The organism is Acidimicrobiales bacterium, assembly GCA_035546775.1.
In the GTDB taxonomy this organism is placed as follows: Bacteria; Actinomycetota; Acidimicrobiia; order Acidimicrobiales; family JACCXE01; genus JACCXE01.
The window spans coordinates 89,873-102,850 of the sequence record DASZWD010000014.1 but is presented as its reverse complement, the minus strand read 5'-3'; the positions used below and the strand labels follow the sequence as shown (position 1 = coordinate 102,850).

16 protein-coding genes are annotated in these 12,978 nt (G+C 68.2%); 3 read left to right on the top strand and 13 right to left on the bottom strand.

What is annotated here, in order from left to right; all coding sequences use genetic code 11:
• From VHC63_02755 to glnII, 6 genes are all read right to left on the bottom strand, one after another.
• Positions 1 to 855, bottom strand: coding sequence for a DUF455 family protein (locus tag VHC63_02755; protein HVV35496.1), 855 nt, complete (start codon positions 853 to 855; stop codon positions 1 to 3).
• Positions 852 to 1,505 carry a hypothetical protein gene (locus VHC63_02750; GenBank protein HVV35495.1) on the bottom strand — a complete coding sequence of 218 codons (654 nt, stop codon included), beginning with the start codon at positions 1,503 to 1,505 and terminating at the stop codon, positions 852 to 854. Before VHC63_02750 ends, VHC63_02755 begins: the two co-directional genes overlap by 4 nt.
• A 105-nt stretch (positions 1,506 to 1,610) precedes the next feature.
• Positions 1,611 to 1,934, bottom strand: a complete 324-nt coding sequence (locus VHC63_02745; protein ID HVV35494.1) for an HU family DNA-binding protein — start codon at positions 1,932 to 1,934, stop codon at positions 1,611 to 1,613.
• Entirely contained in the window at positions 1,931 to 2,827 is an 897-nt protein-coding gene (locus VHC63_02740; GenBank protein HVV35493.1) for a DMT family transporter, read from the bottom strand. The genes VHC63_02745 and VHC63_02740 overlap by 4 nt, the downstream gene beginning before the upstream one ends.
• Positions 2,824 to 4,443: an NAD+ synthase gene (locus VHC63_02735; protein ID HVV35492.1), complete on the bottom strand. Its 1,620-nt coding sequence runs from the start codon at positions 4,441 to 4,443 to the stop codon at positions 2,824 to 2,826. The genes VHC63_02740 and VHC63_02735 overlap by 4 nt, the downstream gene beginning before the upstream one ends.
• Positions 4,444 to 4,525: 82 nt before the next feature.
• The gene (gene glnII, locus VHC63_02730; protein HVV35491.1) at positions 4,526 to 5,527 is read right to left on the bottom strand and encodes a glutamine synthetase GlnII; all 1,002 of its coding nucleotides are present in this window, start codon (positions 5,525 to 5,527) and stop codon (positions 4,526 to 4,528) included.
• A 112-nt stretch (positions 5,528 to 5,639) separates the two neighbouring features.
• On the opposite strand from glnII, the gene glnA reads away from it, so the two are divergent.
• Positions 5,640 to 6,977: a type I glutamate--ammonia ligase gene (glnA, locus tag VHC63_02725; protein ID HVV35490.1), complete on the top strand. Its 1,338-nt coding sequence runs from the start codon at positions 5,640 to 5,642 to the stop codon at positions 6,975 to 6,977.
• Complete coding sequence (locus VHC63_02720; protein ID HVV35489.1) at positions 6,978 to 7,652, top strand: response regulator transcription factor; 675 nt, start codon at positions 6,978 to 6,980, stop codon at positions 7,650 to 7,652.
• Positions 7,653 to 7,814: 162 nt separating this feature from the next.
• Here the strand turns inward: VHC63_02720 and VHC63_02715 are convergent, their stop codons facing one another.
• From VHC63_02715 to VHC63_02705, 3 genes are read right to left on the bottom strand one after another with little or no spacing between them, the layout of a single operon-like run.
• Positions 7,815 to 7,973, bottom strand: coding sequence for a hypothetical protein (locus tag VHC63_02715; GenBank protein HVV35488.1), 159 nt, complete (start codon positions 7,971 to 7,973; stop codon positions 7,815 to 7,817).
• Between the two features lie 10 nt (positions 7,974 to 7,983).
• Positions 7,984 to 8,337, bottom strand: a complete 354-nt coding sequence (locus VHC63_02710; GenBank protein ID HVV35487.1) for a RidA family protein — start codon at positions 8,335 to 8,337, stop codon at positions 7,984 to 7,986.
• A complete protein-coding gene (locus tag VHC63_02705; protein HVV35486.1) occupies positions 8,334 to 9,836 on the bottom strand; it encodes a 2Fe-2S iron-sulfur cluster-binding protein in 1,503 nt (500 codons plus the stop codon). The genes VHC63_02710 and VHC63_02705 overlap by 4 nt, the downstream gene beginning before the upstream one ends.
• Positions 9,837 to 9,859: 23 nt before the next feature.
• Between VHC63_02705 and VHC63_02700 the strand changes: the two genes are divergently transcribed.
• Positions 9,860 to 10,750 (top strand): hypothetical protein, encoded by an 891-nt coding sequence (locus VHC63_02700; GenBank protein ID HVV35485.1) that lies wholly within the window; start codon positions 9,860 to 9,862, stop codon positions 10,748 to 10,750.
• A gap of 9 nt (positions 10,751 to 10,759) precedes the next feature.
• Here VHC63_02700 and VHC63_02695 read toward each other — a convergent pair whose 3' ends face one another.
• Genes VHC63_02695 through VHC63_02680 form a run of 4 tightly spaced genes read right to left on the bottom strand, consistent with a single transcriptional unit; the run spans position 10,760 to position 12,958 of the window.
• Positions 10,760 to 11,353 (bottom strand): hypothetical protein, encoded by a 594-nt coding sequence (locus VHC63_02695; GenBank protein ID HVV35484.1) that lies wholly within the window; start codon positions 11,351 to 11,353, stop codon positions 10,760 to 10,762.
• Between the two features lie 12 nt (positions 11,354 to 11,365).
• Positions 11,366 to 11,902 (bottom strand): zf-TFIIB domain-containing protein, encoded by a 537-nt coding sequence (locus VHC63_02690; GenBank protein HVV35483.1) that lies wholly within the window; start codon positions 11,900 to 11,902, stop codon positions 11,366 to 11,368.
• 6 nt (positions 11,903 to 11,908) lie between these two features.
• Positions 11,909 to 12,259 carry an iron-sulfur cluster insertion protein ErpA gene (erpA, locus tag VHC63_02685; GenBank protein HVV35482.1) on the bottom strand — a complete coding sequence of 117 codons (351 nt, stop codon included), beginning with the start codon at positions 12,257 to 12,259 and terminating at the stop codon, positions 11,909 to 11,911.
• A 33-nt stretch (positions 12,260 to 12,292) separates the two neighbouring features.
• A complete protein-coding gene (locus VHC63_02680) occupies positions 12,293 to 12,958 on the bottom strand; it encodes a helix-turn-helix domain-containing protein (GenBank protein HVV35481.1) in 666 nt (221 codons plus the stop codon).
• Positions 12,959 to 12,978 lie beyond the last annotated feature (20 nt).

Genomic DNA, 12,978 nt, shown 5'->3' with positions numbered 1-12,978 from the left:
CTACGACGCCGCCCGGCGGGCCGCGATCTCGTCGGCGGCTTCCTTGGCCAGCCCGGCGATCTCGTCGACCTCTTCCTCGGTGAAGCCAGCCAGCTCACGGAAGCGGCGAGCGAGGCGGATCGGGCTGTCGTCGTTCTCACCGCGGGCGCCGCCGAGGGAAAAGATCTTGTCGACGACGCGCTGGAACTCGAGGGCACGCTCACGGCGCTCAGGGTCCGACGCCGTGAGCTTGCGCAGCCAGTCCGAGCCCATCTTCACGTGGGTGACTTCGTCGGCGAGCATCCAGTCCTCGCAGAACTCCAGGACCGGGTCGCCCGCCTTGCGGCCGAACTCGCGCATGGTGTTGAACACGTCGATCGCCAGGCCTTCGAGCGCCCGGTTGACGCCGGTGAGACGCAACGCGGCGTCGGGGTTGCAGGCGGCTTCGAACAGGAAGGTCGACTCGGAGAACTCGCCGATCTCGGTGCCCATCCACTCCGACAGCTTGATGCTGATCTCACAGTGCCGGCTCTCGTCCCAGCATTGGCGCGCCATGTCGAGCTTTAATTCGAACGGCACGTTGTCCGCGCCGGCACCGACCTCGAAGTCGAAGCAGGTACGGCCCGCGCCTTCGAGGGCCTGGATCTCGCCCACGAAGATGCCGTGCATCAGCGAGCGCGCCTGGTCGGCGGCGCCCGGCAGGTCGGGCGACAGGCGCATCTGGCCACCGCCGCCGTACGAACCACCGCCGCCGCTACCGCCGACGCGGTCGTCGCCGCGCTTGGCGACGCGCTTGTCGCCGAACCGGTCGACCATGTTCACGCGGGCGAAGCGCGCGTCACGGGCGAGTTCGTCAGGAGCAATGAACTTCTTCATCGACCTTCTCCAATGTCATACGGATCACCGATGGAACCCGGCCCGGTGATACCCCCAGCCTTCATGATCAGTGTTTCGAGTTTTTGTTGGTGTGCGGCGGCACGGGCGACGTCGTCCTCGTCGCGCAGCAGCGACTGGATCATCATCTCGCCGTCGCGCCAGTCCTCGATCTCGTCGTTGAGCGCGAACTTGAGCGACCGGATCGTCGGTGCGTCGGTGATCGTCGACGTGTTGTTGAGGTGGTACGTGTAGGCCGCGATCTTGTGCGGGATGAGCACGCGATAGACGCCGACGAGTTTCTCGATCGTCTGGTCGGGATCGCCGGGTTCGGTGACGGCGTCCATGAAGGTGACGAACTCGTCGTTGGCCGGCAGCGTCAGGCGGTCCTGGTTCATCTCCCGCAGCTCGGGCAACCGCTTGTGCCACAGCTCGGCGTGCCACGCGTGGTGATAGCAGTGCGTCCCCAACCGCAGCTTCACGTCGAGTTCGGGGACCGTCGCCACCCACCCACCGAGCGCTTCGAACAGCCGCATCTCGGTCCACTTGTAGTTGCCGACGCGGCGAGCGGTCTCTTCGACGTCGAAGCTGCCCGGCAGCTCACGCCGGTCCCACGGCGCAAACGGTGCACGCGGCGTGCGCGAATCCCCCACTGGTCAACACTCCTTGTCCGAAACTGGCCAGACCATAGTCCGCACGCGAAAAAGCCCGCCGCCGGCCAAGCGACCGGGCGACGGGCAGTTTCGCAATCCGTTGAGCTACCGCTTGGGGGCGGCGGCCTTCTTGGCCGGAGCCTTCTTCGCCGGCTTGGCGAGGACGGCGTCCTTGAAGCCCTTGAGAATGGTGATCTTGGCGACGGTCTTGGCCGGGATCTTGATCTCCGCGCCGGTCGCCGGGTTGCGGCCGATGCGGGCGGCGCGCTGCACCTTGGCAAACTTCGCAAAGCCGCTGATCACGACGGGGTCGCCCTTCTGGACGGTTTCGGTGATGACGTCGACCGTGGTCTTGAGCATGGCGTCGACAGTCTTCTTGTCCTCGCCGGAAGCCTCAGCAATAGCGGCGACGAGTTCGCGACGGTTCACGTGGTTCCTCCCTGTATGGGGTCGTTGGATGGCCATTCTGCCTTGTATTCATTGAGTTTTCGCGCATCCCCGACTTCGGCGACTGTGACACCGACGAGAATCAGCACCGCGCCCAGGACGCCGTGGGCTCCGATGCGCTCCCCAACCGCGTAGCCGATGAACGCCGCGCTGACCGGTTCGAGCATCAGCAAGAGCGCGGTGCGCGTCGGCGGCAGCACCGCTTGGCCCCACGCCTGGAGCGTGAGCGCCACGGCCGACGCGCCGATGCCGGTGTAGAACGCGCCCCACCAGGCATGCCATCCGAAGCCGTAGCCGCCCTGCACGAGTCCGGGCACAAAGCAGCCGAGACTCACGACGCCGAGCTGGATGCCCATGAACCACAGCACGTCGACGCGCGCCGTCCAGCGTTCGATGAGGAGGATGTGCAACGCGTACGCCGCCGCGCAGCCGAGGGTGAGCAACTCGCCCTTACCGATGGCGTCGACGCCTCCGGTCAACAACCACAACCCGCACGTCGTGACGCCGACGGCGATCACCACGATGAACGGCGGCATCTCGCGGTGTTGGATCGCGGCGAACACCGGCACGAGCACCACGAGCAAGTACGTGATGAACGCGGAAGTCGACGTCTTCGTGTACTGCAAACCGACCGTCTGCAACACGTAGCCGGTCAACAACGCGCTGGCCGTGATGACGGACGGGACCAGCGTGCCCTTCGGCATCGGCCCGCGCCGGCGCGCCAGCAACAACAACGCGATCGCGCCGATGCCGAAGCGCGCACACAAGAACGCGGTGGGGGCAGCAGCCTTCACCGAGTCGCGCATGACGACGAAGGTCGAGCCGAACAGCAGCGCCGCGCCGACGACGCCGAACTGCGCGCGTCGTTCGCTCACCCCGAGAAGCGGTTGGTGATCGGCACGCGCCGATCGCGGCCGAACGCCTTGCCGGTGATGCGCGGGCCGAGCGGTGTCTGACGCCGCTTGTATTCCGAGCGATCCACCAAGCCGACGATGCGGCGCACCACGGCTTCGTCGAACCCATCGCCCACGATCGAGGCGAGCGACGCGTCGTGCTCGACGTAACGCTCGAGGATCGGGTCGAGAATTTCGTACGGCGGCAGGCTCTGGTCGTCGCGCTGCCCCGGCCGGAGTTCGGCCGACGGCGGCTTCGCCAGCACGTTCGCCGGGATGACGTCGAAGCCGGCGCGTTCGTTGCGGCGCTGCGCCAGCTGGTACACGAGCAGCTTGAGGCAGTCCTTGATGACGGCGAAGCCGCCGGCGGTGTCGCCGTACAGCGTCGAGTAGCCGACGGCCGACTCGCTCTTGTTGCCGCACGTGAGCACCGTCCAGCCGAGCTTGTTCGACAGCGCCATGACGAGCACGCCGCGGATGCGGCTCTGCAGGTTCTCCTCGGTGAGGTCGGGCGCGCGGTCGCCGAAGGTCGGCGCCAGCATTTCCATGAAGGTGGCGTGGGCCGGTTCGATCGGAATCGTCAGGAAGTCGATACCGAAGTTGCGCGCCAGCTTCTCGGCGTCACCTTCGGAGTCGGGTGACGAGTAGCGCGAAGGCATGGCCACGACGTGCACGCGTTCGGGTCCGAGCGCGTCCGCCGCGATCGCCGAGACCAGCGACGAGTCGATGCCGCCGGAAAGCGTCAGCACCACGTCACCGAAGCCGTTCTTGTCGATGTAGTCGCGGGTGGCGAGGACCAGCGCGTCGTAGACCTCGTCGAGCTCGTTCAATCGCTCGGCGACCGATCCGTGCAGGACCCCGTCGTCGTCGAAGGTCACGGTCAGGGTGTGCTCGACGAGTTGGGGAGCCATCGCTGCGATCGCGCCGTCGGCGTTGAGCGCGAACGACCCGCCGTCGAAGATCAACTCGTCTTGGCCACCGACCTGGTTGACGTACACGACGGGCCGCCCGCACTCGGCGACGCGGGTCCGCAGGATCTCCAGCCGCTCGTCGATGCGACCGCGGGCGTACGGCGAACCGTTCACCACGACGATCAGGTCGGCGCCGTCGTTGGCGGCGCCGGGCATGGGCCCGCCTTCGACCCACACGTCCTCGCACACCACCGCCGCGACGCGTACGCCGTCGACCTCGACGATCGGCACGGGCTCTTCGCCTTCGTCGAACCATCGGTGCTCGTCGAACACCGCGTAGTTCGGCAGGTGGCGCTTGTGGTGCTGCGCGACGACTTCGCCGTCACGGCACAGCGCGGCGGTGTTGTACAGGCGCTCACCCCGCCGCTCCACCGCGCCGACGATCAGCAGCACGCCCGGCGCGTCGGCGGTGACTGCAGCGACGCGCCGCAGGCCCGCCTCGACGGCGTCGACGAACGCGTCCTTCAGCAGCAGATCCTCCGGCGGGTACCCGCAGATGCCGAGTTCGCCGAAGGCAACCACGTGGGCCCCGTCGGCCACCGCGGCCTTGAACGCCCCGATGATGGCGTCGCAGTTGGCGTCGATCGCCCCCACCGTGGGGTTGAGCTGGCAGGCAGCTATCTGCATCGTCGTTCAGCCTACGAGCGCGCTGACAAGCGCGACGAAGGGCGGCCGGGAGGCCGCCCTTCGCTCGGAGTTCGGTTGCTGCTTAGGCGAGGGCAGAGCAGCAGGTGTTGACGATGAGACGGGTCACGACGTACGGATCGCAGTTGGCGTTGGGCCGGCGGTCCTCGATGTAGCCCTTCTTCTCGATGGCGACCTGCCACGGGATGCGCACCGACGCGCCGCGGTTGGACACGCCGTAGGAGAACTGGTCGTACGGGGCGGTTTCGTGCGCACCGGTCAGACGGTTCTCGATGCCGAAGCCGTAGTTGGCCACGTGCTCGTCGGCGTTCTTCCCGAGCGCTTCGCACGCCGCGATGATCGCGTCGTAGTCCTCGCGCATCTTGCCCGTGGAGAAGTTGGTGTGGGCACCCGCACCGTTCCAGTCACCGCGCGCCGGCTTGGGGTCGAGGGTGACCGAGATGTCGTGCTCCTCACCGATGCGGTGCAGCAGCCAGCGGCCGAGCCACAGGTGGTCCGAGACCGTCAGCGGGTCGCCGGCGCCGATCTGGAACTCCCACTGGCCGGGCATGACCTCGGCGTTGATGCCCGAGATCAGCAGACCGGCCTCGAGGCACGCCGTCATGTGCTCTTCGACCAGCGGGCGGCCGTAGATGTCGTCCTGGCCGACGCCGCAGTAGTACGGACCCTGCGGGCCCGGGTAACCACCGTGCTCGGGGAAGCCGAGCGGGCGGGCGCCCTTGAACAGCGTGTACTCCTGCTCGATGCCGAACCACGGATCCTGGTCCTTGTACTTGTCGTAGACCTCGCGCAGCTTGGCGCGGGTGTTCGACGGGTGCGGCGTCATGTCCGTGTTGAGGACTTCGCACAGCACCAGCTTGTTGTCGCCCTTGCGGATGGGATCCGGCACGACACACACAGGCTGCAGCACGCAGTCCGAAGAGTGACCCTCGGCCTGGTTGGTCGACGAACCGTCGAAGCCCCAAATGTCCGGCTCCTTGCCGTCGGCAAGGATCTTCGTCTTGGAGCGCAGCAGGGCCGTGGGCTCGGTGCCGTCGATCCAGATGTATTCAGCCTGATAGCTCATGAACGAAAAGTTACCGGGAGAAGAGTCTCGGGACCTTCTCAGGAGTGTGAACGCTTTGTGAACTACGTCGCTCGGCTGGACGAGCCTGCGGAGCGGCACGCGACACTGGTGCATGGAGCGCCAGCAGGATTACGTCCTCCGAACGGTCGAAGAACGCGGAATCCGGTTCATCCAACTGTGGTTCACCGACGTGCTCGGCACGGCCAAGTCGTTCAACATCACGCCCGCCGAGCTCGAGAACGCCCTGGAAGAGGGCATGACGTTCGACGGCTCCGCCATCGACGGCTTCTCCCGGGTGCAGGAGTCCGACGTGCTGGCTGTGCCCGACCCGCGCACGTTCCAGATCCTGCCGCTGCGACGCGACCCGGCCGTCGCCCGCATGTTCTGCGACATCCAGAACCTCGACGGAACGCCCTTCGAGGGTGATCCGCGCCAAGTGCTGCGCCGCACGCTCGACCGGGCGCGCAACGCCGGCTTCACCTTCTTCGCCGCCCCCGAACTCGAGTGGTTCTACTTCGAGAACAGCGACCCGCTGGCGCCCGGCGGGCCGCGCCCGCTCGACAGCGGCAGCTACTTCGAGCTGACCGTCGCCGACAAGGCGAGCGAGCTGCGCCAGCACACGGTGCTCACGCTCGAGGAGATGGGCATCCCCGTCGAGTACAGCCAGCACGAAGACTCGAGCAGCCAGCACGAGATCGACCTGCGCCACACCGATGCGCTGTCGATGGCCGACGCGGTGATGACCACGCGTCTCATCGTGAAGGAAATTGCGTCGCTTTCCGGGGTGCACGCCACGTTCATGCCCAAGCCGATCGCGGGCGTGCAGGGGTCGGGCATGCACACGCACTTCTCGCTCTTCAACGAGGACACCAACGCCTTCTACGACGCCGACGACCCGGTGCACCTGTCGGAGGTCGGCAAGGGGTTCATCGCCGGCCTGCTGACGCACGCGCGCGAGATCACCGCGATCACGAACCAGTGGGTCAACAGCTACAAGCGCCTGGTCGTCGGTTACGAGGCACCCGTCTACGTCAGTTGGGCGCGCAACAACCGCTCGGCGTTGATCCGCGTGCCCCACGCCAAGGAAGGCCGTCCGGATCCGACGCGCATCGAATACCGCTCGCCCGATCCGGCGTGCAACCCGTACCTGATGTTCGCCGTCGTGCTCGCCGCGGGCCTGCGGGGCATCGAGAAGGGCTACGAGTTGACGCCCGAGGCCGAGACGAATCTGTTCGCCATGACCGACACGCAGCGCACCGAAGCCGGCATCGACGCCCTGCCCGGTTCGCTGTCCGAAGCCCTCGACGTGATGGAAGGTTCGTCGCTCGTCGCCGAGACGCTGGGCGATCACGTCTTCGAATGGTTCCTGCGCAACAAGCGCGCCGAGTGGGCCGACTACAAGACGCAGGTGACGCCGTTCGAACTCGAGCGCTACTTCTCGGGGCTGTAAGTGGAACCCCTCCTCGTCTACCCCGATCCGGCACCGCCCGAATTGGTGCAGGCGCTCGACCTTGCCGGTTATCCGTGGAAAGCGATCTCGTCGCCCGAAGCCGCGGTCATCGACGAACCCGACGACGGATGGGCAGGCGCGGTCATCGTCGCGGCGGCCGACGCCGAGAGCGCGTTCGCGTTGTGCCGCGCGCTGCGCAAGCGCGACCAACCGCTCGAGCCGCTGCTGGTGCTCGTCGGCGGGCAGTATCTCGACCGCCTCGAATTGCGCGAGGACCTCTTCGACGACTTCTGCCTGTGGCCGTTCCAGCCCCGCGAACTCGAAGCGCGGCTGAAGCACCTGTTCTGGCGGACGGGTCGCGGCACGCGTCCCGAACTCGTGGAGTACGGCTCGCTGGTGCTGAACACCGAGACGTACCAGGCGGCACTGAACGGCCGGCCGCTCGACCTCACGTTCCTCGAATACGAACTGCTGAAGTTCCTGGCCACGCACCCCGGCAAGGTCTTCACCCGCCAGACGCTGCTGTCGCGGGTGTGGGGCTACGAGTACTACGGCGGCGCCCGCACCGTCGACGTCCACATCCGCCGCCTCCGCGCCAAGCTCGACGACGAAGCCAACCTGATCCAGACCGTCAGGTCCGTCGGCTACCGCTTCGGGCAATCCCGCTGGGGTTAACGCCCCTACGGCGTGAGGTAGTCCTTCGCCCACTCTGGTTGCCGCGAGGAGGGCAGCAGCTGCCGAAGGGACCGACTTGTTCGGCCGGTAGGCGAAAACAGGCCGCCGCCGCAGGCGGCGTCGATCAAGCTCGGTGCCGAACCTTTGGTTCGGCACCGATGGCTAGTAGTTGGTGTCGATCAGTTCGCTGCCGGGGTGGTCGGCTTCGGCGGTGTCGCCGAGGGTCCAGCCGAAGAGCAACGACACGAGCATGCCCATCACCATGAAGGCGACGGGGATGCCGATCGTGATCAGCAGGGCGATGATGAGCGCACCGATCATTGGAAGATTCTTACCCCTTCCGCGCCCAGGCTTCGATTTCGACGGCGGCTCCTGCGACGGGTAGCGCGGCAACGCCGATGGTCGAACGCGCCGGGCGGTGGTCGCCGAAGGCGGCGACGTAGGCCTCGTTCATGGTGGCGAACTCGGCCATGTCGGTGAGGAACACGGTGGTCTTGACGATGTCGGTGAGCGCGGCGCCTTCAGAGGCGAGCAGCGCGGTGAGGTTGTCGATCGCCTGGGTCGTCTCGTCGGCGACGCCGCCGCCGGCGAGCACGCCGTCGCGCAGGCCGAGCTGACCCGAACAGACAATCCACTCCCCCGAACGGACAACCGGTGTGTACGGACCCAGCGGCTTGGCGGTCATGCCTGCACCCTACGTTGTGTCGGCCAGTCGGTCGGCCGGCGCTCGGCCATCCACGCCGCAGTGGCGACGGCGGCGAACACGTCGTCCGACGCGTTCACCGGCGGTCCGTCACTCGGCGTGACCGTCACCTCGATGCGTGGCGTGTCGACGGCGCGCAGAATGCCGAAGCTGCGGATGGTGAGGTCGTGCACGACGCCGGCTTCGTCGACGGCGACGCCTTCGCTGCGCACCCACCCCAGCGCCATGTGCGCCGCGCCGATGCAGTAGGAGCGCAGCACGATCCCGTCGAGCGGGTCGCCGGCGTCGACGGTGACGTAGACCGTGCCGTCGTCGCCGATGCGCGCCGCAGCAACGCCAACACGGGCGTCGCCGGTCAGCGCCGCCTTGAGCACCGACGCCTCGGCGTATCCGGCGGCGCGCACGTCGAGCGACGTCGGCGGTCCGGCCACGTCGACTTCCTCGACGGTGACGTCGGGTAGCACCGCCCGCATCGCCTCGGTGATACCGGGTGTGCGCACGACACGGATGACGCCTGTGCCGTCGGCGCGCAGGCCGGCGGCGATCGGCGGACGCTTCGGACCGAGGCGGACGACGTCCTCGCGCGCCAGCACCACGCGCACGGCGCGCCCGTGTTCGTTCGCCAGTCGCTGAGCTACGGCCGGTGCGATCGACGTCGCCTTGCCCCCAAACGCGCCGCCGTTGGCGAGCGGCGTCGCCGGCTCGCCGCCCGGCGCGCACCACGACGCGTCCGGTTCGAGGTAGCCCGGTTCGACCCAGGTCGTGCGCAGAGTGAGGTCCCAGTCGCCCGGAGGGAGTTCGAGCGGGTGCCGCAGCGGGATGGTCGTGCGCCGGCCCTGCACCTTCCCTGCGGCGGCGCGCGCCTCGCTCAGCGTCTCGGCCACGACCCACTGCCCGTCGAGTGTGGGCACGGCAACGAGGGCGTCGGGCGGCGCGGTGTCGTCGGCGAAGCCGCCGTGGCCGAGCACGACCTCGGGGCCGACGTGCTGGGGCGAGCGGCCTTCGATCGTCGCCCGCCGGGCCGCGGCGTCGAGGTCGCGGGTTGCCGGCGCGGCATTCCCGCCGGCGAAGGCTTCCTCGATCGTCTGCCAGCCCGTGCAGCGGCACAGGTGGGCGAGCAGGGCGCGCTCGGGATCGTCGCCCGCGCCGAGGGCGGCGAGTCGCATCACGATGCCGGGAGTGCAGAACCCGCACTGGCTGGCACCGGTGGCGACGAAGGTGTCGGTAAAACGCTGGCGGACCGCCGCGTCGAGGCCGTCGACGGTGGTGACGTCGCGGCCGGCGACGCGGCGCACCGGCGTCACACAGGCCACCCGCGGCGAGCCGTCGACCCACACCGTGCAGCACCCGCACTGGCCCTGCGGCGCGCAGCCGTCCTTCACGGTGTGCACCCGGAGTTCGTCGCGCAACGCGTCGAGCAGGCTCACCCCGTCGCGCTCGACGGTGACCTCTTGCCCGTCGAGGCGGAACAAAACCGGCACCTTCTCAAACTACGTTGGGTGCGATGTCTGAACTGCTGTCGCGCCGCGCCGTGCTTCTCGGCGGATCCGCCCTCGCATTCATGGCCGCGTGCGGCAAGAAGAGCGACAAGACGATCAAGGTCGGGCACACGTCGACCACGCAGGGGCAGAAAAACGAACTGTCGACCGTGCTCGCCGGCTCGATGTTGCTCGCCGGCATCCAGGAGCGGGTGACGTTCGCCCTGTTCCAGGGCGTCCCGGCCACGCTGGTTGGTGCCGACAGCGCCGTCCACGTGGCGTTCCAGAAGCCCGGCACCAACGAGTTCAGCGAGCCGATCGAGGCCGAGCGTAAGTCGGCCGGGATCGAGGATCGGCCCTACTACATGGTCCACTACACCTTCGACGAGCCAGGCAACTGGGGCCTGCGGGCGACGGTCGACGGCAAGACGCCAGGAGACGCTGCGCTCACGATCAACGACCCGGCCAAGGTCGAGTGGCCGGTGCCCGGAAAGCCGCTCTTCGCCGTACAGACGCCGACCGTTGACAACACCATGGACGTCAACCCGATCTGCACCCGGGCCGACGGCACCTGCCCGTTCCACACGACGAGCCTCGACGCCGTGCTCGGCAAGAACGGCAAGCCGACCGTCGCGCTGCTGGCGACGCCCGCGCTGTGCCAGTCAGCCACCTGCGGCCCGGTGCTCGAAATCCTGATGGCCGACTCCGAGGCCGTGCGCGACAAGCTCAACATCGTCCACGTCGAGGTCTACAGCGACATGACGGGCAAGACGCTGAGCCCGGCCTTCGCCGCTTTCCACACCGACTCCGAACCGGTGATGTACCTCGCCGACAAGCACGGCGTCGTCACCGAACGCTTCAACGGCCCCTTCGACAAGACCGAAGCCGCCGACGCCCTCCAGCGCCTCCTCGCCTAGCTCCCGCCCTCACCCTCTGAGGGCGGTGAGGATTTCGTCGACGGAGTCGGCGATGGTTGGCTGCGCGGCGCGCAGCGCGGCGGCGACAGCGGGCGCGTGGGCCGCGTCGAAGGCCAGGAGACGGCGCCGGCTGAGCACGCGCCGCAGCAGTTCGGTCACGGCGTCGGGGTCGGCGTAGAACCACGGCGAACCGCGCGCGACCCGCCGGCGCAGGGCCGCCGCCCAGGCGTCGTCGGCGACGGGATGGCGCATCGCGGCCAGGTAGGCGTCGACCAGCGCGTCGTCACGGGTCAGCAACGCGCCGTCGAAGAGCAGCTCCCAACCGGCGTGGCCGACGGCGCGCGCCGCGCCCCGGGGCACGCCGGCGTCGAGCAACGCACGGGTGAGCGCGACGGACTGCGTGCGGAAGGCCGCGAGATCGTGGAATTTCGCGTCGGCGCGGTGGTGGCAGGCGATGCCGGCCCGGACCTCGGCGGGCCAGACCGACACGTCGCCGAGCGCGACACCGGCCTCCCGCTCCAGATCGGGCAGCGCCGATCCGAGCCAGAACGCCGGCTGGTCAGATTGGGTCCGGGCGACCTGGATGTGGCCGAGCAGGTTCACCTGCGGCCGCGGCTACAGCCCGATGCGGGAGGCGGCGTTGACGGCGGCGGCGACGCCAGGGTGTTCGGTGCCGAAGCGCGCCTCGAGGAGCTTGAAGACGGCGAAGAAGTCCTTCACTTCCGACCACCGCGACTCGTGGGGCCGGAACACTTCTTTCAACTGGTCGACGGTGGCGTGCGCGTAGTCGCCCACCGACATCGCATTCGTCATGCCGTCGAGTTCGCTGACGATCTTGTCGAACTCACCCTTGTCGAGCCACACACCGTGGTCCGCCACACATGCTTCGACGCGCACATCGGAGTGCGGATAGACAAACGTCCGCATCGGCTCGCCGCACTGCGCGCACGCCTTGGTCGTCTCGTCGTCGGACGCTTCAGCCGCCGCGAACACGTCGCTGTCGATCCAGCGGACGAAGTCGTCGGCGTTGTCCTTGGCGCGGGTCAGCGCGTCGCGCTCGAACCAGATGCCGCCGCACTTGGGGCAGTCGTTGACCTCGACGCGGTCAAGCGTCGCCGCGACGAGGGTCTCGCCGTCGTTCGGGCAGCGCAACGGCGCTTAGCTGAACGAGGACCCGCAGCCGCAGGTCTTGGTGGCGTTGGGGTTGTTGATCGAGAAGCCGGCGCCCTGGAGGCCGTCCTTGTAGTCGAGCGTGGCGCCCACCAGCAGTTGCTTGGACGTGCTGTCGACGACGACCTTGACGGCACCGAACGTGGTGAGCTCGTCGTTCTCGTCGGTCTCGGCGTCGAAGAACATCTCGTAGGAGAAGCCGGAGCAACCGCCCGGTCGCACGGCAACGCGCAGCGCGAGGCGCTCGTCGCCCTCCTGGGCGAGCAGCTCGGCCACCTTGGCCGCGGCGGCGTCGGTGAGGGTGATGCCAGCGCCTTGCGTGGTCTCGGTGATGCTCATTGTCGAAACTCCTTCGAATTCGGTGTTTACAGGTTACCGCAGGGCCAGGTCGACCCGGCACGGATCCCGGTCGGCCAGGGTGTGAAACGCAGCCACGCGCACAGCTAGGGGAACGTCGACGAACCCCTCGATCATTCCTCGGTGGAGGTGGCACACCAGGTCGGGAAAGGCTTGCGCCAGCTCCTGGAACGGGCAGCGCGTGAAGGCGATCGTGGCGGTGGCACCGTCGTCGACGGTTGCCGGGTCGAAGCCAAGCGACGTCAGCTCGTCGACCAGGGCGGCCACGCAGTGGCCGGGTTCGGTGCGTCGCTGCATCTCGGCCTGCGCCGCGCTCGCTTCGCCCTGGAGCCGGCCGGCCTCGGCCGCCGCCTCGGGATCGACCCCGCCGATGATGGCGGCCGCCGCCAGCATGTTGGCCAATAAGCGCATCGAGGACGACTCAAGGCCGAGCGACGGAGCGTCGGCGGCGAGCCGGTAGCGGTTCTGCGGCCGGCCAACCGTGCCCCGATTGTCGGCGTCGACGTCCAGCAGTCCCACCTCGCGCATGCGCTCGAGGTGTGGGCGGACGGTATTGGGGTGCAGATCGAGCAACTCGGCGATCTCGGCGGTGGCGAGCGGCGTCTCGCTGCGCGCCAACTCGAGATAGATGGCGTAGCGCGTGTTGTCGCCGAGCGCCTTGAAGACGCCGAGTCGGTCCACGCCAGGAATATTACTGCTTG

Excerpts from the sequence above, each read along its gene's own strand:
- VHC63_02700 (HVV35485.1), top strand. The coding sequence starts at position 9,860 with ATGTCTGAACTGCTGTCGCGCCGCGCCGTGCTTCTCGGCGGATCCGCC.
- VHC63_02715 (HVV35488.1), bottom strand. The coding sequence starts at position 7,973 with ATGATCGGTGCGCTCATCATCGCCCTGCTGATCACGATCGGCATCCCC.
- VHC63_02710 (HVV35487.1), bottom strand. The coding sequence starts at position 8,337 with ATGACCGCCAAGCCGCTGGGTCCGTACACACCGGTTGTCCGTTCGGGG.
- VHC63_02755 (HVV35496.1), bottom strand. The coding sequence starts at position 855 with ATGAAGAAGTTCATTGCTCCTGACGAACTCGCCCGTGACGCGCGCTTC.
- VHC63_02735 (HVV35492.1), bottom strand. The coding sequence starts at position 4,443 with ATGCAGATAGCTGCCTGCCAGCTCAACCCCACGGTGGGGGCGATCGAC.
- erpA (HVV35482.1), bottom strand. The coding sequence starts at position 12,259 with ATGAGCATCACCGAGACCACGCAAGGCGCTGGCATCACCCTCACCGAC.
- glnA (HVV35490.1), top strand. The coding sequence starts at position 5,640 with ATGGAGCGCCAGCAGGATTACGTCCTCCGAACGGTCGAAGAACGCGGA.
- glnII (HVV35491.1), bottom strand. The coding sequence starts at position 5,527 with ATGAGCTATCAGGCTGAATACATCTGGATCGACGGCACCGAGCCCACG.